At 46.2% G+C, this 21,939-nt stretch carries 22 protein-coding genes; 8 read left to right on the top strand and 14 right to left on the bottom strand.

The genetic code is table 11. The annotated features are described in order from the left end of the window. The first annotated feature begins 19 nt into the window (after positions 1-19). Together K7B07_RS20250 and K7B07_RS20245 are read left to right on the top strand one after the other, a co-directional pair. The gene (locus K7B07_RS20250; RefSeq protein WP_223712358.1) at positions 20-1,138 is read left to right on the top strand and encodes an acyltransferase family protein; all 1,119 of its coding nucleotides are present in this window, start codon (positions 20-22) and stop codon (positions 1,136-1,138) included. A 48-nt stretch (positions 1,139-1,186) separates the two neighbouring features. Beyond that, entirely contained in the window at positions 1,187-1,468 is a 282-nt protein-coding gene (locus tag K7B07_RS20245) for a DciA family protein (RefSeq protein ID WP_223712357.1), read from the top strand. A gap of 51 nt (positions 1,469-1,519) precedes the next feature. Here K7B07_RS20245 and K7B07_RS20240 read toward each other — a convergent pair whose 3' ends face one another. The 3 genes from K7B07_RS20240 to K7B07_RS20230 are packed head-to-tail and all read right to left on the bottom strand — an operon-like array spanning position 1,520 to position 4,313. Further along, positions 1,520-2,566 carry an ABC transporter permease gene (locus K7B07_RS20240; protein WP_223712356.1) on the bottom strand — a complete coding sequence of 349 codons (1,047 nt, stop codon included), beginning with the start codon at positions 2,564-2,566 and terminating at the stop codon, positions 1,520-1,522. A gap of 5 nt (positions 2,567-2,571) precedes the next feature. Then, a complete protein-coding gene (locus K7B07_RS20235) occupies positions 2,572-3,753 on the bottom strand; it encodes a BT_3928 family protein (protein WP_223712355.1) in 1,182 nt (393 codons plus the stop codon). Further along, positions 3,750-4,313: a DUF1599 domain-containing protein gene (locus K7B07_RS20230; protein ID WP_223712354.1), complete on the bottom strand. Its 564-nt coding sequence runs from the start codon at positions 4,311-4,313 to the stop codon at positions 3,750-3,752. Before K7B07_RS20230 ends, K7B07_RS20235 begins: the two co-directional genes overlap by 4 nt. A 125-nt stretch (positions 4,314-4,438) precedes the next feature. Here K7B07_RS20230 and folP point away from each other — a divergent pair, with 125 nt between their 5' ends. After that, complete coding sequence (gene folP, locus K7B07_RS20225; RefSeq protein WP_223712353.1) at positions 4,439-5,263, top strand: dihydropteroate synthase; 825 nt, start codon at positions 4,439-4,441, stop codon at positions 5,261-5,263. A gap of 6 nt (positions 5,264-5,269) precedes the next feature. Here folP and trxA read toward each other — a convergent pair whose 3' ends face one another. The 4 genes from trxA to K7B07_RS20205 form a co-directional block, all read right to left on the bottom strand. Next, a complete protein-coding gene (gene trxA / locus K7B07_RS20220; protein ID WP_223712352.1) occupies positions 5,270-5,569 on the bottom strand; it encodes a thioredoxin in 300 nt (99 codons plus the stop codon). A 129-nt stretch (positions 5,570-5,698) separates the two neighbouring features. Beyond that, complete coding sequence (locus K7B07_RS20215) at positions 5,699-6,718, bottom strand: FKBP-type peptidyl-prolyl cis-trans isomerase (protein ID WP_223712351.1); 1,020 nt, start codon at positions 6,716-6,718, stop codon at positions 5,699-5,701. Positions 6,719-7,016: 298 nt separating this feature from the next. Next, the gene (locus tag K7B07_RS20210; protein WP_223712350.1) at positions 7,017-8,015 is read right to left on the bottom strand and encodes an FKBP-type peptidyl-prolyl cis-trans isomerase; all 999 of its coding nucleotides are present in this window, start codon (positions 8,013-8,015) and stop codon (positions 7,017-7,019) included. A gap of 22 nt (positions 8,016-8,037) precedes the next feature. Further along, positions 8,038-9,045, bottom strand: coding sequence for a DHH family phosphoesterase (locus K7B07_RS20205; RefSeq protein WP_223712349.1), 1,008 nt, complete (start codon positions 9,043-9,045; stop codon positions 8,038-8,040). 83 nt (positions 9,046-9,128) lie between these two features. On the opposite strand from K7B07_RS20205, the gene K7B07_RS20200 reads away from it, so the two are divergent. After that, positions 9,129-9,548: a nucleoside-diphosphate kinase gene (locus K7B07_RS20200; protein WP_223712348.1), complete on the top strand. Its 420-nt coding sequence runs from the start codon at positions 9,129-9,131 to the stop codon at positions 9,546-9,548. Positions 9,549-9,621: 73 nt separating this feature from the next. Here K7B07_RS20200 and K7B07_RS20195 read toward each other — a convergent pair whose 3' ends face one another. Next, a complete protein-coding gene (locus K7B07_RS20195) occupies positions 9,622-9,807 on the bottom strand; it encodes a hypothetical protein (RefSeq protein WP_223712347.1) in 186 nt (61 codons plus the stop codon). Positions 9,808-9,896: 89 nt separating this feature from the next. Then, on the bottom strand, positions 9,897-10,928 hold the full coding sequence (gene trhO / locus K7B07_RS20190; protein WP_223712346.1) for an oxygen-dependent tRNA uridine(34) hydroxylase TrhO: 1,032 nt from the start codon (positions 10,926-10,928) through the stop codon (positions 9,897-9,899). A 250-nt stretch (positions 10,929-11,178) separates the two neighbouring features. Here trhO and K7B07_RS20185 point away from each other — a divergent pair, with 250 nt between their 5' ends. The 4 genes from K7B07_RS20185 (at position 11,179) to K7B07_RS20170 (ending at position 16,753) form a co-directional block, all read left to right on the top strand. Beyond that, positions 11,179-11,550, top strand: a complete 372-nt coding sequence (locus K7B07_RS20185) for a BlaI/MecI/CopY family transcriptional regulator (protein WP_223712345.1) — start codon at positions 11,179-11,181, stop codon at positions 11,548-11,550. Between the two features lie 4 nt (positions 11,551-11,554). Further along, on the top strand, positions 11,555-13,534 hold the full coding sequence (locus K7B07_RS20180; protein ID WP_223712344.1) for an energy transducer TonB: 1,980 nt from the start codon (positions 11,555-11,557) through the stop codon (positions 13,532-13,534). Positions 13,535-13,616: 82 nt separating this feature from the next. Next, positions 13,617-14,864 carry a M56 family metallopeptidase gene (locus K7B07_RS20175; protein WP_223712343.1) on the top strand — a complete coding sequence of 416 codons (1,248 nt, stop codon included), beginning with the start codon at positions 13,617-13,619 and terminating at the stop codon, positions 14,862-14,864. Next, entirely contained in the window at positions 14,864-16,753 is a 1,890-nt protein-coding gene (locus K7B07_RS20170; protein WP_223712342.1) for a hypothetical protein, read from the top strand. Before K7B07_RS20175 ends, K7B07_RS20170 begins: the two co-directional genes overlap by 1 nt. Positions 16,754-17,046: 293 nt before the next feature. Here K7B07_RS20170 and K7B07_RS20165 read toward each other — a convergent pair whose 3' ends face one another. The 5 genes from K7B07_RS20165 to K7B07_RS20145 form a co-directional block, all read right to left on the bottom strand. Next, positions 17,047-17,406 (bottom strand): hypothetical protein, encoded by a 360-nt coding sequence (locus K7B07_RS20165; protein ID WP_223712341.1) that lies wholly within the window; start codon positions 17,404-17,406, stop codon positions 17,047-17,049. An 8-nt stretch (positions 17,407-17,414) separates the two neighbouring features. Next, a complete protein-coding gene (locus K7B07_RS20160) occupies positions 17,415-19,865 on the bottom strand; it encodes a penicillin acylase family protein (protein WP_223712340.1) in 2,451 nt (816 codons plus the stop codon). Positions 19,866-19,959: 94 nt separating this feature from the next. Beyond that, the gene (locus K7B07_RS20155; protein WP_223712339.1) at positions 19,960-20,157 is read right to left on the bottom strand and encodes a type II toxin-antitoxin system antitoxin; all 198 of its coding nucleotides are present in this window, start codon (positions 20,155-20,157) and stop codon (positions 19,960-19,962) included. A 10-nt stretch (positions 20,158-20,167) separates the two neighbouring features. Next, positions 20,168-21,031, bottom strand: coding sequence for an SPFH domain-containing protein (locus K7B07_RS20150; protein WP_223712338.1), 864 nt, complete (start codon positions 21,029-21,031; stop codon positions 20,168-20,170). A gap of 81 nt (positions 21,032-21,112) precedes the next feature. After that, positions 21,113-21,937 (bottom strand): SGNH/GDSL hydrolase family protein, encoded by an 825-nt coding sequence (locus tag K7B07_RS20145; protein ID WP_223712337.1) that lies wholly within the window; start codon positions 21,935-21,937, stop codon positions 21,113-21,115. Positions 21,938-21,939: the final 2 nt, after the last annotated feature.

Here is a 21,939-nt window from a genome sequence, read left to right as displayed (position 1 = left end):
CCCATTCAATCAGTTTAACATGACCGCTACAGCGCCGCTCCGTTTCCGCGCCCTTGATATTTTCCGGGGACTCACCATTTGTTTTATGATCATTGTGAATACAGGAGGGGCCAATCCCTTTTCCGAACTGCGGCATGCAAAATGGAACGGGTTCACGCTGACAGACCTGGTATTCCCCTCCTTCTTATTTGCCGTGGGCAACGCCATCAGTTTTTCAAAATCAAAATGGGATCAGCAATCCAACCGCGAAGTGCTTCCCCGGATACTCAAACGTACCCTGCTGCTGTTCCTGATCGGTTACCTCATGTACTGGCTTCCGTTTGTAAAAGTGGACCCGCAAAATAATATCCACTCCTTCCCCATCGGTGAAACCCGCATCTTTGGCGTATTACAGCGTATCGCACTCTGCTATGGCATCGGTGCGCTGATGATCCGTTTTCTTTCCACGCGTGGCATCTGGATCGCGGCGATCGGGCTGCTCCTCGGGTACTGGATCATCCTGCTCCTGTTCGGCGACTATACGGTCAGCGGTGCCGCCGGCACCCGGCTGGATGTACTCCTGCTTACCAATCATCATTTATACATCAAGGAACCGGGTCGTGCCTTTGACCCGGAAGGGATCCTGAGCACTCTTCCAGCAGTGGTGAACGTGCTCATCGGCTACCTGGCCGGCAGGCACATCAAAAAAGATCCTAAAAGCTATGAAATGCTGGCCCGGCTGGCTATTGAGGGTTTCCTGCTGTTGGCTGCCGGTTATTTATGGAACCTTGTTTTTCCTGTCAATAAAAAACTATGGACCAGCAGTTTTGTTTGTCTTACCACCGGTCTTGACTGTCTGATACTTGCCACCATACTGTATATAGTCGATTTTAAGGGGAAACAGACCGGGGCGAGATTCTTCGAAGTGTTCGGTATGAATGCGCTTTTTATTTACCTGTTCAGCGAGGTCGTTCCCATCCTGCTGTCGAGTTACCATACCCATGATGGCCGCACGCTTTTCAGCGCCTTGTTTGACGGAACCTTTGGCATGCTGGGATCCGGCCACCTCCCCTCACTTTTGTGGGCAGTAACATTTATGCTGATCTGCTGGCTGGTAGGATACCTGCTCTATCGCAGAAGGTTTTTTATCAAGCTCTGACCCTGCCCTCATCTGTAAAAAGGCTACCTTTGTACAAACAGATCTGTTGTGGCACAATATTCACTGGGAGAAGCATTAAATGAATTTCTGAACAAAAGCCGTATCAAAGGAGATATCCAGGCACTGCGCATCGACGGCGTGTGGGAAGAGATCATGGGCAAGACCGTGGCACGGTACACGGATAAGCTGCAGATCATTGGTGATAAACTGATCATATCCACAACGGTGGGACCCTTAAAAAATGAGCTGATCTATCAGCGGGAGAAGATCATACAACGCGTCAATGAGGCACTCGGACAAAAAGTGATCCGGGAAGTGCTTGTTAAATAAGGGGAAATCCTAAAATCTAAATACCAGACGCTAAATACTAAATTCTAAGCACTAAACTCTAACCCTCGGATCAAATACACCATACAGGATATCGGCAATGATGTTCATGACCACAAAGAAAGCGGCTGAGATCAGTACCGAGCCCATAACCACCGGATAATCGAGTTTTTCAAGTGCATCGACTGTCACCTTCCCGATCCCCTGCCAGCCAAAGATGTATTCCACAAAAAAAGCGCCTGCCAGCAATTCGGCAAACCAGCCGGTGACGGCAGTGATCACGGGGTTCAGCGCATTCTTCAGACCATGTTTCCATACCACTACTCTTTTGCTTAACCCCTTGGCATAGGCGGTCCGGATATAATCCTGATCCAGCACATCCAGCATTGCGCTTCTTGTTAACTGGGTGATGATCGCCAGGGGACGGATGCCCAATGTAATGGCCGGAAGGATGATGTTCTTTAACGAAAGCGTACGCTTTCCTGTTACTGCATCGATATCAAACCAGTTGCCCGTAATATGCAATCCCGTATAGGAAGTAAGCACAAATCCGAAAACATAGGCAATAACGATTCCCATAAAAAAAGAAGGTGCAGATATGCCGATGATACTCGAAAAAATAGCAGAAGTATCCAGCCAGGAGTTTTGCCGCACAGCAGCCGCCACCCCCAGGGGTATTCCCACAGCAATAGCCAGCGCCATTGCCGCAACCGCAAGCATGAGTGTGCCGGGCAGCGCTTCCATCAGCACAGCCCCCACTTCCCTTTTTGTCTGGTACGAACGGCGCAGGTAAGGCAGTTTTAACGCCAGTTTTTTTTCCCCGCCGATAAAAATGCCTTTCAGTTTTTTGGTCCGGATCTCTTCCCGGCTATGGAGCGCTATCGGCGAAACATCATTTACATATAACAGGAACTGCTTCCACCGGGGCTGATCAAGGTATAGCTCCTTCCGGATGTTCTCCTGTGTTTTTTTATCCCCCGTCTGCCCCATCACCAGGCGCGAGGGATCGCCGAAGCCCTGGAACAAAAAAAAGACAAGCATAACCACACCGGCCATCACCAGTATACCATAACCTGTTTTTTTTAGGATGAATTGTAACAATTACGCTATTTTAGGTGATCCGGATCAGCCGTTGCCGTATCCTGTTGTACCTGCGGTGCTACTGCAGGAAATGCAGACAACACCTTATTTGCGGTACCAAACTGTTTATAACTCCATTTGCCGGCCACGGTTCCCTTTTTCAGCAGATACAATGTAGGGTTGGTTCTTGCTGCCATACGGATCATCACCCGGTCGCCGCCCAGCACTTCCACATCTTTAAACGCAGTACCGGCGATTGCCTGCTTTACAGGATGCGCCATACTGCTGATGACGTAAACGGGCCATTGCCGTTGCCGTGCAGCGGCATAAACCGGTTCAAAGCCGGCTTTCCAGTCGGCTACCGGTCTTGATAAATCTTCAGCAAACAACAATAATATATGATCCGCATCCAGCAGTGCCTGGGTAACATTCGTGCCCATACCATTGATAAAATCAAACCCGCGGATCTCAGGAATATTGTTGGATCCCTCCTTCAGGATCTTATCATACCGGTTGATGAATTTATAAGTACTGTCGTTAAAATCATCCGGAAAATGATCGGAATTGAATTCGACCTGCTTGCCTTCCTTTTCATATACAAAGGTAATCTCCGTACTGTCGGGAATCGCATTCGCCGGTATCTTCAGTTTGTCCGGAATAAAACTTCCTTTTTTAAAAGGCAGGCAATCCAGTACCGGAAGGTATTTCAGCGTGTACCACTGAAAGCCAAAAGAAAGCACGGTTGCCAGAAGCATCAGGATGCCCGTTGCTTTTTTTGAAAACACCGGCCGGATGAAACGCTGGTTAAAAAACAAAAACAGGATCAGCACCAACAGCACAAGATCCTTTATAAAGGAGGTCTTTGAAGTGATCGGAATACAATCCCCGAAACAACCGCAGTTGGTAAACTTACCCGACAGGTAGGCATAGCCGGTAAGGAAGGTGAAAAACAGGATCAGCAATAACAGCAGCCACTGGATCAGCTTTCGCTGCCACCCCAGCAGCAAGGCTACGCCTGCAATGATCTCAAAAGCGATCATCAGCACAGACAGGGTCAATGTGATGCCGTTCAAAGCACTCATGCTCCATAGCTCGAAGAATTCCTGCATTTTATAACTGAGCCCGATAGGATCATTGGCCTTGATGAGGCCGGAGAAAATGAACAGTATGCCTACCAGGATTCTTGCGATGGTGACCAGTAGTTTCATATGGCATCTGGTTTACTGCTCTTCTTTTCGCCTTCCAGGATCAGCGCAAAAACAGCATAGTTAACAATATCATTGTAATTGGCATCAATCCCTTCACTGATCAGCGTTTTCTGATCATTCGCCAGTATCTGGCGGATCCGCTGCAGTTTCATCAGGATCAGGTCCACAAAGCTTTCCTGGCTCATACTGCGCCAGGCTTCGCCGTAGTCGTGATTTTTATCCAGCATGAGTTTTTTTGTGGTATCGATACACTGACTGTAGGCGGCTGCCACAGTGTTTTCCGGTAATTCTTCCGGTGCATCGGCAGGCAGTTCCAGTTGGATCAGGCCGATAACGGCATAGTTGATGATCCCCTTGAATTCGCCGGCGATATCATCGGCAACCTTCTGTACCTTCAGCTCCTGTATCGTACGGATACGTTGCGCTTTAATATAGATCTGGTCCACTATGGAAATCGTACGCAATACCCTCCAGGCCGTGCCATAGTCTTTGGTCTTTTTTAAAAACACGTCCTTACATTCGTTAATAACAGCGTCGTATTGTTCGTTTGTCTTACTCATATTCATTACATATAAACAGGCTGTTTAACCCGTTGATGACCGGAGCTGCCGCTTACCGTTTTTGTTTTCCTGTAAAGCTGCAGCAACATCTTATCTTTACGCTCAAAAATAACAAACAAATCGGGATGTTTACGCTTAATTGCAGGGGAAAGTTACTTTCGCTTCAAAGGCCGCTGGTAATGGGCATTTTGAATATTACCGGTGATTCATTTTATACAGCCAGTCGGCACCGGACCGGTGAAGGGCTGCTGCAAACGGCAGCAGCTATGCTGGATGCCGGGGCAGCCATCCTGGATATCGGTGGTCAAAGTACAAGACCCGGCGCCGGGATGCTTTCTGCGGAGGAAGAGGCTGCTGCCGTTATTCCCGCTATCAGTTCCATTCACCGGGCATTTCCTGAGGCCGTATTGTCTGTGGATACTTTTTATGCTTCAGTAGCTGCAAAGGCTGTGGCCGCCGGTGCTTCGATCGTTAATGACATCAGTGCAGGAGCAATAGACCCCGGGATGTTTGCAGTTGTTGCGGAGCTGAAAATACCCTATGTACTGATGCACATGCAGGGTCGGCCGGATACCATGCAGCACCATCCCGTTTATTCCGATCTGATACTGGAAATACTCGATTTCTTTATTGAAAAGATGGCGGCATTAAGAGCCGCCGGCGTCACCGATATCATCATTGATCCGGGGTTTGGTTTCGGCAAGACCCATCCGCATAATTTTGCGCTGTTAAAGGAGCTCCACCGGTTCTCTGTTCTGGATTGCCCGCTGCTCCTGGGGTTGAGCCGTAAAGGAACGATCTACAGGACACTGGGCATTACTGCTGAGCAGGCATTAAATGGCACCACGGTGTTGAATACCATCGGACTTATGAACGGTGCCGGCATACTGCGGGTGCATGATGTAAAAGAGGCAGCAGAAGCGGTATTGCTGACGGAGCAATGCCGTTAGCCGGAACTACGCATTTGTTTCGAGGATACCGGTAAGCTGTGCCGCCGGAATCACGCCGCTTTGCCGCCATACGATCTGGCCTTTCTTAAAGAGTATCAACGTGGGGACGCTCTGTACCTGATAAAAAGAAGCCGCACCCGGACTTTCATCGATATCCACTTTTATGATGGTTACTTTTTCACCGATCGTTGATTTTACTTCTTCGAGGATGGGTTTCATCATTTTGCAGGGCCCGCACCAGGATGCTGTAAAATCGACCAGGACCGGCTTATCGCCGTTAATAAGTGTTTGAAATGTAGCCGCCATATGCCTGTTGTTTATACAAAAATATCAACAATCCTGCCATTCCCCGTATAAAAAAGCTGTATCAGAAGTCTTCATTAATGATGATTCAACTTTTGATACAGCTTCCTGCGCATCACGCAATGCCTGTGTTTATTTCTTTCCTTTCGCTTTTGCAGAGTCTGCTGCAGGTGCTTCCTGTGGCATTACCACCGGGCCCTGCTGCTGTTGCGGAGTGTTACCCACATGGGTAATTTCAACCTCAAAATACAATGCATCATATGCTTTAAAAGGCGCATTGGGAGGCACACCCTGTGTGTATGCCAGGAAACCGGGAATATAGATCACACCCTTTCCGCCTTCCTTAAATTGTTTTAATCCATCCTCAAATCCCGGGATCGCACCTCCTGACCCCACCTCAGCGGTCATTGTATTCGCATCAAATACCTTATTATCTTTCACCGTTTTGCCGGTATACTTCAGTGTTACCGACTTTCCGTCCGTTACCTGTGTACCTGTTCCCGGAGTTTCAATTTTTACAAATGTTCCCAGGGGTGATTTTACGGCAGTGATGTTCTTGTTTTTCAGATATGCTTCCATATCCCTGATCTGCTTATCCTTGCCGCCGCCCTTTTCAAACGCGTCGACTATCGCTTTCTGTTCTGCGTCCTTTCTTTTCCGGAAAGCTTCCTCCTCTTTCTGATAGTCCAGCTGTGCCAGGCTGTCCTTTTTAAACACATTCAGCACTTTAAAAGTGAACAGGAGCTTGTCGCCTCTTTTAAAGAACGGCGGCAACTGGGCCTCCTGGGCAATCCCCTTTTTTATCAGGGAATCCACAAACATTACCACTATGGCACTGTCTCCTTTCCGGAGGAACCGGTATATCTCATCCGGTGCATACACCTGCTGACCGGGCATCGACTGTATCTCCTGGACCTTTGTAAAAAAGGGCATCTCCCCATAGCTCTGTCCCAGAAGGGTGTCCTTCGAGCCCATAAGACGAATGGACTGCTCCATTTTCAGCACATCTCCTATTGCGGTGGAATCCTTGCTTCCCGCCTCATAGATCTTATACTTAAGTCCGCTGGAAGTTGTTTTGTAATCCGCATTCTTACAGGCGGCGAAGGCTGCTGCTGCAAACAACAAAAGCCCCATTGTTTTTAATTGTTTCATTTTTAACTGTTTCCTGATTTAATTTTTATCCTGCTTTGCATGCAGCCGGGGAGCTGCATGCATTCCAAGCGCTGTTTAAAAACAACGAATTTATCTTATGTGACGTATACTTCCAAATGCAGCTTGTTATTTTCAAAAATAAGCATCCGGACCAATTTCTTCCGGAAGCCGCCACAGGCGGAGATCCGGCGCCCCGGAAGAAGTACCTTACAGGTTCCGGCGTTCAAAGGCATTGACCGATATTCATAAAAAATGGCCGTCCTGCTGGGGACGGCCATCCGATATTTTAGATTACCGGTTATTTCTTTGTATCTTTTTGAGGCTGTTCCTGGGGCATAACAGGAGGTGCCTGTGGCTGCGGCATGTTGTCGCTTACATCAGTAATTTCCACTTCAAAATACAATGGCTCATACTCTTTGAACGGAGAACCCGGAGGAGGTGTTTTGCCATACGCCAGAAAACCTGGGATATAGATCACGCCTTTCCCGCCTTTTTTAAATTGCTTCAGACCATCTTCAAAACCGGGAATGCTTCCCTGCTGGCCAATGGGCACTGTAAAACTGCTTGACTGGAATGTGCTGTCTGTTAATAAATGTTTGCCATTATATTTTACAGTAACGAACTTGCCATTTGCAATAGGTGCTCCGTCGCCCGGGGCATCGATTTTTACAAATGTTCCCAGCGCTGTTTTCGTAGCCGTGATATTCTTCTTCTTCAGGTACTCTTCAACTGCTGCAATTTGTTTTTGTTTGCCGCCTGACTTTTCAAAAGCGATGGAATCTGCTTTTTGCTTTGCCTCTTCCCGCTTCTGATATGCTTCCATTTCTTTTTGACGGTCGAGCATGGCCAGACTGTCATTTTTAAATACCTCCAGCACTTTAAAGGTGAAAATGAATTTATCGCCTTTTTTCATAAACGGCGGCAGCTGGGCTTCCTGGGCCAGTCCTTTTTTAATCAGGGAATCCACGAACATGATGATCACTGCGCTGTCGCCTTTTTTTAATTTTGGCAATATTTCAATCGGGCTATAATCCCCCTGCCCCGGCGGAACCGTTTGCAGCGGCATATATTCCGGCATTGTTTCATAAGAATTATACAGTGTGGTATCCTTTGTTCCGGACACTTTCTGGGTAACATTAAATTTCAACACCTCGCCGATTTTTACGGAGTCCTTACTACCGCCTTCATAAATCTTATACTTAAGCCCGCTGGCTGTTGTCTTAAATTCGGTATTGTTGCAAGCTGTAAAAGCCGCGGCTGCAAATACAACCAGGCCCAACGTTTTTAATTGTTTCATTTTTATTTTTTGTATTATTTTTTTATCGTAATAAATGCTCGTTCTCCTTCAGGACAATTTTGAATTGATTCACTGTTTCCTGCAAGGAGTTTTTGGAACCGCCACCTGAGGCATTAAAATGCCCGCCGCCGTTAAAATATTTCCGTGCAAATGTATTACAGTCAAAATCATCTTTGCTGCGGAAGCTCCATTTACGTTCCTCATCCCGGTCGATCACCAGTGCCGCCAGTTTAATTCCCTGAACCGAAAGCGGGAAATTAACCAGCCCTTCAGTATCACCTGTTTTGATTTCATATTTTAACAGGTCATATTTCGGAATGGCAATAAGCGCCGTATTATATTCATAAAAGAACTCCAGCCGGTGCAAGAACACATGGCCCATAAAACGCAACCGGTTTTCCAGGAAATTATCAAACAACAGACTGTGGATCGTGGTATGCCGGATCCCCAGCTCCATCAAATGCGCCGCCATCCGGTGCACGGCCGGTGTTGTAGCGTCAAACCGGAAGGATCCCGTATCGGCGATGACACCTGCATAAAGACAGGCCCCGATGGCAGTATCAAGCATGCTTTCATCTCCTGCGGCTACAATAAAATCGTAAACCATTTCACAGGTAGAGCTTTTAAGCATATTGCTGACCCCATAGTCAAAAGACGCCACATCGGGTTCCCGGTGGTGATCGATCAGCACCTTCACACATTTCGCCTGGTACAGGTCCTGCTCAAAATGTTTGGTCCGGTGAAAAATATTAAAGTCCAGGCAAAACAGGATCGCCGCATCAGTAAGGAGCTGTTGTACCCGTTCTTTCTCCTTATCGTAATTCAATACATCTTCCGCTCCCGGCATCCAGTTCAGCCAGGGAGCCCAGTTGGTGGGTGACACCACGGTAACAGTATGCCCCAGTTTTTTCAGGTATCCGCAGAGGGCCAATGAGGACCCCATAGCATCTGCATCCGGCTTCTGATGCATGGTAATCATCACTTTAGCCGGCTGTTTGAGCAACGGGAATATGTCTGTTACGGGTTTCAACGAGGCGCAAAAATAGGTAAATCTGTCATTTGGAGTCGATTAATTTTCCTAAATTTGCCGGCCAAATTAAATTAAAATCTAAAATGAGTAATCGTACTTTCACCATGATCAAGCCTGATGCAATGAAAAACGGGCATGCCGGCCTTATCATCGACCGTTTTATCAAAGAAGGCTATAAAATTGTTGCATTAAAACTCACCCGCCTTTCAGCAGAAAAAGCCGGGGAATTCTATGCAGTTCATAAAGAGCGCCCTTTTTACGGAGAGCTTGTACAGTTTATGAGCAGTGGCCCCATTGTAGCGGCGATTCTTGAAAAAGACAACGCGGTGGCTGCCTTCCGGGAACTTATCGGCGCTACAGATCCTTCAAAAGCGGCTGAAGGCACCATTCGTAAGCTGTATGCCACCTCTCTGGGTGAAAATGCGGTTCATGGAAGCGACAGCGACGAAAATGCAGCGATTGAGGGAGCTTTCTTCTTCAGCGGCCTGGAAAGGGTTTTGTAGTTTTGAACGCACAGAATATAGAAATAATAAAGCCGGTTTCAGAAACCGGCTTTATTATTTTAGATCATTGTTCTTACCGCGTCTCTCCTCTCCAATTCACACTGGAAGAAAAGGAGGCATTCTGTGACAATGTTCTGTGCTGCACAGGACGGTAAACGGCTGTTTGCTCTTCCTCCTGTGCCTGATGATTTGCTAAAAATAGCAAGGACGGCACCGAGGTGAGGAAAATCAGCATCAAGATAGATAAGAAACGTTTCATAAAACCGGTTTTTAATATAGTTAACGTGGACTAAGAGGGCTCGACAACAAAGTAATTAAAAAATTCATTCTTGTCAGGGGTTTGCTTTATTATTCTTTTATTAAGTTCTTTAAACGTGATCTCGCTTTATTAAATACATTACGGCCGAGATCCACACCTTTCCGTAATTCTTTCTGCTGCTCTCCCGGGAGATGGATAAAATCCTGACACTCCGTACTGCAACAGCCATCAAACCGGGTCTTACATGCTTCACACTGGATGAACAACAGGTGACAGGCATCATTGGCACAGTTTGCATGTGTGTCCGCCGGTTTGCCGCATTGATGACAATGAGCAATGACCTCATCCGTCACCCGTTCTCCGAGGCGCTGATCAAATACAAAATTCTTGCCATGAAATTTATTAGACAGGTTTTCTGTCTTTACCTCGTTCACATAATTAATGATCCCGCCTTCCAGGTGGTATACATTTTTGAAACCTCTATGCAACATATAAGCAGAAGCCTTTTCGCACCGGATACCTCCTGTACAGTACATAATGATATTTTTATCGATATGTTCCTGCATCATATCCACCGCCATGGGCAGCTGATCCCGGAAGGTATCGCTGGGTATCTCCAGGGCATTTTCAAAATGCCCCACTTCATATTCATAATGATTCCTCATGTCGATTACGATCGTATCCGGATCATTTGTTAATCTGTTAAATTCACTGGCATTAACATATCTTCCTTTCCGCGACATATCAAAATCAGCATCATCAATGCCATCGGCAACGATCTTCTCCCGCACTTTTACATCCAGCACATAAAACGATTTGCCGTCATCATCCACTGCAATGTTCAGCCTCAGGTTCTTTAATGCCGGCGTATCGTCCAAGACGCCCCGCAGCAGTTCAAGGTTGTCTGAGGGTACACTTATCTGGGCATTGATCCCCTCCGCAGCAATATAAATACGTCCCAGCACTCCTACAGCAGATAAGCTTTTATAAAGGCCGTTCCTGTAAGAAACAGGATCGTCAATTTTGAAATAGCAGTAAAAAGAAACCGTTGTACGCGGTGTTTCATCCATTAAAATGCGTTCTTTCAGTTCTTTGCGAGATATACGGTTGTGTAATGCCATTGCCTTTTGAAATTTGAATCATGCTATCCATGATAATTAACATTTTATTAATTGGGCAGTTGCAGGCTGCACCAAATTTCAGCGCGAAAATACACTTTTTAATACAAACTGCCAAGTAATTGGATCTCATCGCATTACCAATCCACAATTTTATAATTACAGGAGGCGGCCCAGACCCGGGGAAAATAAAACTAAAAAAATAGTTGTTAAACTAAGATATTAGTTTTAAATTGCTTTAAACTCAGTTTTCATGAAACAACTTACAAAAGCCGAAGAACAGATCATGCAGGCCCTGTGGCAGCAGGGACCTATGTTTTTAAGAGAGATCCTGGAGCTGTTGCCGTTGCCCAAACCCCATCAAAACACCGTTGCCACTATTTTAAAGATCCTGGTAGAAAAAGAATTTGTAACTGTAAATGTATTTGGCAGACAACATCAGTATGTGCCCGCAGTCAGCAAGGAAGAATACTCAAAAAAAACCATGAAGCAAATGGTAAAAGGGTACTTCGATGGCTCGTTCAGCAACGTGGTGTCATTTATGGTAAAAGAAAACAACCTGAGCATTGAAGAACTGGAAGCCCTGCTGCAGCAGATCAAAAACAAGCAACAATCAAAAAAATAATATCATGGTAACCTATCTGCTTCAGGTGATCTGTTGTTCCGGTATCCTGTATGGTTATTATCATTTCTTTTTAAGGAATGAGCGGTTTCATCAGTATAACCGCTTCTATTTACTGGCCGCAGTGCTGTTAAGTATCACTCTTCCCCTGCTCAGGATCCGGCTCTCGCTGGAAGGAAATAATGTTATAACACAAAGCCTGGGAAAAATATACCTGTCAGAAGAACCGGCCGCAGCGGCGACCACACCAGTAAGGCAGATCGACTGGGCATTGCTTTCAGGCTGGGTGGCCCTCACTATAGGTGCGTTCTTCTTCATCCGCTTTGTAGCAGGCATTATCAAAGTGGTTCAAATCAAACGGCAGGGACAACAGGAGCAACTGGGACGGATCACCTTTATAAAAACCATTCACCCTTACGCTCCATTTTCCTTTTTCAACTGGCTGTTCTGGAACAAAAATCATAACCCCGGGTCTGATGAAGGGAAACAGATCCTGCGGCATGAAATGTATCATATTCATAAGCGGCATACGCTTGACCTCTTATTTGTAGAACTGCTGCTGTGCCTCTATTGGATCAACCCGTTTTTTTACCTGTACCGGAAAGAGGTAAAAATGATCCAGGAGTTCCTGGCAGACCGGTATGCAGCGAAGGAAACCGATCCATTGAATTACGCAGGCATCCTTGTTACCAGCGCCATTCAACAAAAACAATTACTGCTTACCAATCCGTTTTTTAATAACCAACTAAAAAGAAGAATTGCTATGCTTACAAAAAACAACAAAACCGCTTACCAGTACCTGCGGAAAATAATGGTATTACCACTTTCTGTTCTTGTATTTTGTTTGTTTGCATTTACCTATCATGCTGCAGGTTCCTTACCCGAAGCCATGAATGATATCCGGTCAACACTTTTTCCGGCTCCTTCCGAAACCATCAGGTATTCCCCCGGTAACGATTCCCTGTATGTTTTTAATGGCACTCCTATATCAAAAGAAAAATTCTTCGATATTCCAACATCCGATATAAAACAGGTGATCGTACTTGATGAAAAAAAAGCAGCAAAAATTTATGGCGAAAAGGGCAGCAATGGAGCAGTCATCGTTATTGGAAAAAATTACAAAGATGTCAAATCGGACCCGGCATTGGAATTAATAAAAAGGAAGAACAATCTTCCTGATTCCAAAGTTCCCGCTTCCGAAATTGCAGTGGTGGCTTATACAAGCGGGCCTTCAGCCCGGCAACCGGTAAAAGTGGACCCGGAATTAAGCGCATTAAAAATCGGTGGGAACAACTATTTTACTACAACCGAACAGCCTGCAACCTATAATGGGAACTGGGCACGCTTCCTTGCCAGTAATGTTCGCGGGGATGTGCCCGTTATCAACAATGCCGCCCCCGGCAGCTACAGAACGGCCTACCAATTTGTTGTGGAAGCCGATGGCAGCACCAGCAATATCCGGCCACTGACGGCGATTGGATACGGAATGGAAGAAGAAGGTGTAAGGATCCTGAAGAAGTCTGGCGCCTGGACTGCGGCGATCCAGAATGGCCGGAAAGTAAGAACCGCCCACATACAGTATATCCATTTTCAGGTTGTACCCGCTGCCGCCGCTCCGGCGATCACCCCGGCTCCGGATACGATCCCAAAAAATGTACCGCGCGAGCCGGAGATCTTTACAAAGGTGGAACAGGAAGCGAAGTATACCGGCGACTGGGTTCACTTTCTCAGTACCAATCTCCGGGGTGATGTTCCCGTTAAGAACGGCGCAAAACCCGGAAATTATCAGGCGTTGATTCAGTTTATAGTGGATACGGAAGGAAATGTGAGCAATGTAAAAGTTATAAAAGAACCCGGATATGGAATGGGCGAAGAAGCGGCACGGGTAATCAGCTCCTCGGGAAAATGGATACCCGCCAGGCAAAATAAACGCGTGGTAAAAGCTTACCGGAAGCAACCGATCACTTTTCAGGTTGCAGCAAATTAAACAAGCAGCCGGATGTCAATATCCGCAACCGGTCGTTTCATCATGGCTTATTATTATTATTAACATAATACTATTTCCAATTATGCACACCTTTATAATCTACCTGTTCCAAATGGTTCTTTGCTCCGGTTTACTTTATCTGTTCTATGCATTGTTCTTAAAGAACAGGAAGACATATCAGTTTAACCGGTTTTATCTACTGGGAGCCCTCCTGCTTAGCCTGCTGGTACCTTTTATTAAAATCCCCTATTATGTTTCGCTTACAAATAATTCAGGGATCGGGATGCAAACACTGGTTAGGTACAATGCATTGATGCTTGCGGAAATAGCAGTACCGGCCCGTTCTGGCGCCTTGAATTGGGAACGCATTTTACTTTTTCTTATAGCAGGCATTTCCCTTTTACTCGTTGCAAAAACGCTCTTTGCCATCAGAAACCTGGTACGGATGCGCCTGCAAAATATTTCCGAAAAAAAATATGGCGTAACGTTCATTGCCACACCAGATAAAACGGCTCCCTTTTCTTTCTTTCGCTGGCTCTTCTGGAATCCTCAGAAACAACAGAACCCGGTAACTGCTGAAAGTATTTTACAGCATGAACTCTGTCATATCCGGCAACTGCACAGTATGGATGTGCTGATCGCTGAATTTATTGCTGCCGCCGCCTGGATGAATCCTTTTTACTGGATCATGAAGAATGAATTAAAGGCGGTACATGAGTTTGCTGCCGACGATTATGCCGCAAAGCAGGCAGGTAACCTCACCTATACAGAGCACCTGATAACGGAGGCTATCTTTCAAAAACAACTGCAACTTGTAAACCCATTTTTTAACGATCAATTCAAAAGAAGACTTGCTATGTTAACTCAAAAAACCAACTCATCAAAAGGCCGCTACAACAAATGGATCGCGATCCCGCTTTTTATTGCCACCGCTATTTTCTTTGTTATCAGCTGCCAGAAGAAAGATGTATTCAACGAACAGGGGAACAACTCCCCTTCACCCTCCCTGCAACAAACCGTAAAGAATCCTGAAATCGACGCCCGTTATTCCGGCGACTGGGCACGGTTTCTTCAAACAAATTTAAGAGGAGATATACCCGTAGAAAATGGAGCGGGACCGGGCAATTACCAGGTGATCGCCCAGTTTGTTGTGGATGTTGACGGAACAGTAAGTAATGTAAAGATACTCAAAGACCCGGGCTATGGCATGGGTTCCGAAACCGTAAGAGTGATTGCCGCCTCCGGCAGGTGGACCCCGGCAATGCAGAACGGAAAACCGGTTAAAGCTTACCGGAAACAACCGATCACCTTCCAGGTTACAGAGGGCTGATGGTAAAAGACCCCGTCTCAGGTTGGGCCTGCAGTAGTCTTTTAGCGCTGGCTTCTGTTATAACACTATTTTGCGGCTGCAGCTCTTCCAATTTCATCCGGCACAAGCGCAGAATCGCTATTCAACAAGAATTCCCTAAAAGATTCTTTTTTGATACCATTACAAATACAGCATTTAATAAAGTATACGGGTTCAAATACATTAGCAAAAAATCTTTGACCGAGTTGAAAAAGACGGCTTTTTTTCAACAATTAAGTATCCATAAAGATAATTTAATACCGGTATATGCCGCAACAAAATGCAGTGAGGAAAGACTTCCGGAATATATATTAGTGTTTAGAATCAAACACAACCTTCCAATTATCGACTATCTTTCAACGCACTTTCAAAAAATTGATTTATACAGGCAGCTGGGGGGTTTTAAGCGCAACTCAAAACGGTCCATTCAAACATATTACGCACACGATTCAATAAATAAGTGGATCGCATCAGCTGCATTGGTTCGACCTAATACAAATGACATATCCTTTCTTGTGCTCGGATTTTTACCTTATTCAAATAATTCTGTGATCATAAAAGAACAGATAGAATACGCCAGGAATCTCCATAGGAAAGGTTTGGATTATTATGCTATATATGGGTCGAATAAGCACGGATTGGATACGCTGCTGCAAAATAGGGGGTTTGAAAAAATAACCTATATCATAAATTCAATTAATAACACTGACCAATTTGTTTACCATGACTATTTTGAGATTGCCGACAAAGCATTTAAAAAAAACGGAGGCCTTTTTTATTATGAACCCGTGAATGTTTTAAAAAACTGGGATAACAATGAACTGGAAACCAGTGAAGATGTTTATTCACATAGTTATTATAAACGAAGCCTATCAACCTATTTATCTTTTTTAGGTTTACACAAAGAAGCTGCAGAAGACACGTCTATTAAAAAAATGTCATGCCCGGAAGGGTATTCTGTTACTCCAGCGGGTAAATATGTTCTTGATAAAATAGGCGATAGCAGGATTATTGTATTCAATGAACTTGGTTTTGATGTAAGAAATCGCGCCTTCCTTTTTCACTTATTAGACTCACTGAAAAAAAGAGGGTTTACACATCTAGCTGTTGAAGATCTGAATAAAAAATTCCGGGCCAGCCGGATGCACACAGCATCCGGCTTTTATATCCGGGAACCGGTTTTCCATAGCCTGGTTAAATATGCGAACAATATCGGGTTAAAAGTGATCAGCTATGATTTTTGCAGCGATTGCCTTTTTGGCGAACGAAATAAAGCGGCGGCTAAAGAACTTTTAAATAGGGTTAACTTAAAAAGAAGACATAAGCTAATTGTACTTTGCGAAATTGGGAATATCAGAAAATCGAAAAAAGAAGCAGCCCCAAATACGTTGGTAGATTATCTTCAATATTATTCGCGCTATGAACCTTTTACTGTTGCCCAAGCTATAGAAAGATGGTTCTATTTAAAAGACACCACCATCAGCTACTACTATGTTTTACGTTCTGGTATAAATAACGATAGTTATCATCCTATAAATTCGTCGGCAAATGTGAGCGTCTTTGCGCCGACTACAGTACAATATTTCGATTACGACTTCTATTATCAAAACAGATTACTACCATTCAATAAATTTACTTTTCCATATGTTTCTGTAGATTCAGCGACAAAAAAAGAGGTCATCTTGTATCTATATAAAAACAAGAAAAGAAATGGTCCTAATACACCTTTACCCTTGTTTGTTAAACAACTGGAAAATAAATCTCAGGATGTAACCCTGTATTCCATATATAAAGGAAAATTTTACATTGAAATCCGGGACAACACGAATCGTCTTTTACTGACCAAAGAGTTCATTCCAAAACCGGAATAATCCGGCTTATAGTGTGCTTTGAAAGGTTGATGCTGTTGAAATTCATTTATTGGCGTCCTTATGATTTTTTTTGCCGCGTTCTTGTTTAATTCCTCGTCATAGTGCCGGTTGTAATTGCAAACCCGCCTCATTTTGCCCAAAACCGTTGTATAGTTAACCCCCGCAATAAAATTTGAATAGACTTTTAAAATGATTCGGTATAGAAAAACTTTTTATTGCTCCATAAGCTTATTACAGACAGAGCGTCCGCTTCTATATTTGACACCTATCCGATAACAGAGGAGCAATATTCTTCATTTTATCAACCTTGCCTTCGGTTGTCTTAAATAACAGGCGCTGAGCGCAGCCAGCCCGGTAACGAGTCCTCCGATAAGTCCGGTGATTACGGCCAGCAGCACCGGACTTTTCTCGATACCCAGCAACAACCCGATCCTGCCGGCCAGGATGCCGTCATTTGCCGCATTGATCCGCAGAGCGAGCACCAGCCAAAGCAGGAAAACGGCAACGAATCCCGACCAAAAAGCAGCAGCTGCCCGTTGGGGGATCAATAATGCTATTACAAATCCGACAACGGCGATCATCCACCAGGGGAAATAGCTGCCGCAGACATAGGACAGTAACACGATAGCAATAACAGTGATAAAGAATTTCATATAGGCGATTACTTTTGAGCAAAACTCATTTTCCATTTAACACGGGCATCCGCTTCTTCCCCGCTGTTCATCAACCACAGCTGGTAGTATTTTCCGGAGGCCCAGGTGTCGATAGCATTATCATAAAAACGGCTGCCGGGGTTCCCGCTTTGTCCGCCCGGGTACACGCCGTACGCTTCCGTAGGTGTACTCAGCTGCACTACCATACGCCAGCTGGGACCATGACTTTTTTTAACCGCATTGATGATATTGCCCCAGCCCCCCACATTTAATCCTGTATGGGCAAAAGGCAGTAAGGCTTCTTTCAGCAGGTGGTATACACTTACATCCTTAAACTTTGCCCATCCTGCTTTTTCTTCTTTTTCCAGTTGTGTTATCAGGTTTGCTGTTTTATTCAATGCATCCGTCACCTGCATCCGTATGGTTTCCTTTCCGGGTGTGCGTATGTCATCCACATAGCCCATGACGGTCGAGTCCTTCTTCAGCAATTCCATAAGGGTCTGTTCAGCCGGCAGTTCTACCTTGAAGCCAGCGCGGACCAGCTCGTCCCCCCAGATGTTCACAGACAGTGAATCCATCCACACCTGGTATATCGTCTGCCCTACAGATTCCGGACCGGCAAAACGGTTCCAGCTTTTTACCTGCTCAAAACATTTTCTTGCAGGGGCAGACAATCCCGTCTCATCTGTATATTTTAAAAGCAACGGTACCATATCACTGGCCATAATATTAAAATAATTGTTTTGCAGCTCCATCATGTTCTGTGTGGTGATATTATTCATGGAGCTCAGGTAATGATCGATCGCACTTGCCCTGGGATTGATATAGGCGCCGGGTATATAATACGGGTATGAGGCATCCGCAGGCCGCTGGTTGGCGCTGAAAAGATATCCCCTGTCCGGATTTACTGCATGCGGATTTTCGGCCTGCGGAATAAACGCCTGCCAGTCGTAACTGCTGTCGGTACCGGGCATTACATACATGCCCTGATTCTCCCACCGGTTGGGGAATTTTCCCTGCTGCCAGAGCGCGATGGTTCCGGCTTTTGAGGCAAATGCAAAGTTTTGTCCGGGACATTCAAAGAAGCGGATAGCAGTTACATAATCGTCGTAGTTCTTTGCCCGGTTAAGCAGGTAAAAGGTATTCCCATCATCACCGGTATGATGCGCAGCCCATTTAACGGCAAGCCCGTTATTTTTTGTAAGAGTATCCCGGAATGACTCATCGTACATCACTGGTCCGAACACCGTATAGGATACCGTGTCGTATACTACCGGCGCGCCTTTTACCTTAATGGTCTCTATCCGCAGTTGTGCGGGCTTCCACTGGTTATTGAACCAGTATTCACTTCGCTGGCGGTCCTTGAACCGGATCGAATAATAATCCTTTACATCCCGCTGGGCATTGGTAACGCCCCAGGCGATACTGTCATTAAAACCAATGATCACATACGGGCTTCCCGGCAGAGTGGCCCCATAGGTTTTACCCTGGGGGGTGCTCAGTTGCATCTCGTACCAGATAGAAGGCAGCGAGAGCTCAAGATGCGGATCATTGGCCAGGATCGGAACTTTATTCACCGTTTTATTTCCGGCCACCACCCAGTTATTACTCCCGTTATCCCGGTCGGGCGTGTATTGTTCAAAAGCTGTCACCGGGGGTGTATCCCTGAAATAAGCGGCAGCTGCTCCGGCGGGTATTTTTGCTGTAAACCCCGGTTTTACAAAAGCAGTTCCCGGCGGAACGATGGGCTTTAACGAGTCCGGCACCTGGGGGTACAGCGCGTTGAGTTGCGTGGTGGAAAACAGCTGGTGCAACCGCGTAGTGGCCAGGTCCTTTTCTGTTCCCGAAGCCAGCATCTTTGCCATCATTTTTAACAGCAAAGCGGTCCTCAGGTTGGTCCATTCTTCCGGCTCAAAATTCAGGATCTTATATTCAAGCGGCAGGCTGCTTTGTGTAAGCGTATGGATATAGGCATTGATCCCTGCGGTATACGCAGCATACACGGCGCGGGCACGGGCATCTTTTTCCATTGCCTGAAGCGAATACTCGGCGGCAAACTTCATTCCCAGTCGCCGCTGCTCGCGGTCGTAGCCGATCGCTTTCGGACCAGCGATTTCACTCACCCGCCCTTCGGCAGCCCGGGTCTGAAGGTCCATCTGGAACAACCGGAACTTTGCATGGAGGTATCCCTGTACAAAATAGAGGTCCTCATCGTTCTCTGCGAACACATGAGGCACCAGCCGCTCATCAAAATAGACCTCGGCCCTGCCCTTCAGTTCGGGAAAAGACAGCATACCGTTAAAGCTGGCAGCTGTATCCTCCGCATTTTGCCAGAAGCCGGTCTGCGGACTCAGGAATTTTCCTACCGGCATCGGCACTTTATCGCCCAATGGCCGGTTCAGCAAGAATACCAGCAATATCGTGGCAGCAGCAGTTACTAAAAAAGGAATCACTCTCATAAATTAGACCTTGTACCAGCAAGTTAACGATTAAACGGCAATCTGAAAACTGCAGATCAAAAAACCCGCAGGGCATTGCTCCGGGTATCCGGTCTCAGCCGTTGCGGCCCTTGTTCTTTCCGGATGGTTGTTCATCCATCTTTGTTTTTTTTCTTCCCGATTCGATAAGGGCCTTTTGCAACAGGTATTCGATCTGTCCGTTAACACTCCGGAACTCGTCCGCTGCCCATTTTTCCATCAGGCTGTAGACGGCCTGGTCCATACGTAATATAAAACTCTTCTTCTCCTTCAATGTTTCTTTTTTACTGGTACAGGGTACCGGCATTTAAAACGGGGGTGGCCGCCTTTTCTCCGCACAATACCACCATCAGGTTACTCACCATTGCCGCCTTCCGTTCATCATCCAGCTCCACGATATTTTCGGCCGACAGCTTTTTTAATGCGAGATCCACCATCCCCACAGCGCCCTCAACAATTTTGATCCGTGCTGCCACAATTGCAGCGGCCTGCTGGCGCTGTAACATTGCACCCGCTATTTCCGGTGCATAGGCCAGGTGGCTGATCCGCGCCTCCTGGATAAGGATACCCGCAGGTTCCAGCCGATCCGCCAGTTCCTGTTCCAGGATCTTGTTCACCCGCTCGCCCCCGTCCCGCAGGGTGATCTCCGCCTGTTCATCTTCCATACTGTCGTAAGAAAAACTTACGGCAAGATGGCGGATGGCCGCTTCGCTTTGGGTGCGCACATAATCGATGTAATTTGCCACCTGGTAGGCCGCCTTATAGGTGTCGCCTACCCGCCACACGATCACCGCTCCGATCTCGATCGGATTTCCCATTTTATCATTCACCTTCAGGGTTTGTCCCTGGAAGTTCTGATACCGCAGGCTGATCTGGTAGCTGCTGTAAAGCGGGTTTACAAAGAACAACCCGTTCTCTTTAACGGAGCCTACATATTTTCCGAAAAAATTCAATACCCTTGAGTGGTTCGGCTGGATGATCATCAACCCTTTAAAAAAGAACACACCGAGCAATACCAGCAAAACACCCCCAATGATATAGGGTATCTGATGACCGGAAGTTGCAAAAAGATAGATGCCACCCCCGATGACTGCAATCGCAATGACCAGTGCCACATAACCGGACATAGGTCTTAAAATTTTTTCCATGGTATTAATTTGATATTAAAATGATATCATAAATATACAAAGAAAAAACAGCTCCTGCCAAATTTATTTCCGGCAGCTCGTTTACCGCTTTTTCAGCAGGGGAACAAGACGGCCGGCAATGATCCGGTTGCCCTTGTCGGAAGGATGCAGTCCGTCGTAGGTAAGATCCGCAGCTTCCGGCGGATAGGGATAATCATCGGTTTCCGGGTTGAACGGTATTCCGTGGAAATAGGGATAGGTATAGTTTTGATAGCGGCCGGTAGCCGGGTTGCGGAGGCGTTTGAAGTGAACCAGCTCTTTTTGTCCCAGTTCCGGATCGTTGTAAAGGTCAACTACATCGAGTTTTGCCGTATGACCGATGGTGGCCACTGCGGCCGCAACCTGTGCCAGGGACTGATCGTTTTTCTCCCGGTAAGAACCCCAGGCATTATTGTGCATATTGCCGATGTACACAAAGTCGGTGCGGCGCAGAGGCGTGATGAGTAGGATGCGCGCATGATTGCTGGTTTTCCGGAGTTTGTCGATAATGATCCGGAAGGATCCGAAAACCGTCCGGTTACCAGTATTCTTTTTATAGTCTGCCAATGTTCCTACCGGCCGGCCCTGCCACCAGTCGTTGGTGCCGAGGAATACGGTGTACACATCCGCCGGCGGAATGTGCAGGGAGTCAAATGCTCCGGCGATCTGCGCTGCGGTCCAGCCGTTATATCCCTTATTGACGTACTGTACATCGGGCAGCAGTTCCGTTACCTGTGTAAGATATCCTTTGGTAACACGGTTGCCCGTCTCCGGCAGGTGATCATTGAGATAGGTGATGCTGTCTCCGATGGCTACCCAGGTCAGCTTTTTTTTATTATAGCTGAAGAGCAGGGGCAACAGTAATAAGGCAACAAGTACGCGTTTCATCG

It is taken from the genome of Niabella beijingensis (genome assembly GCF_020034665.1).
GTDB classification, from domain to species: Bacteria; Bacteroidota; Bacteroidia; order Chitinophagales; family Chitinophagaceae; genus Niabella; species Niabella beijingensis.
This window is presented reverse-complemented; position numbering and strand designations above follow the sequence as displayed.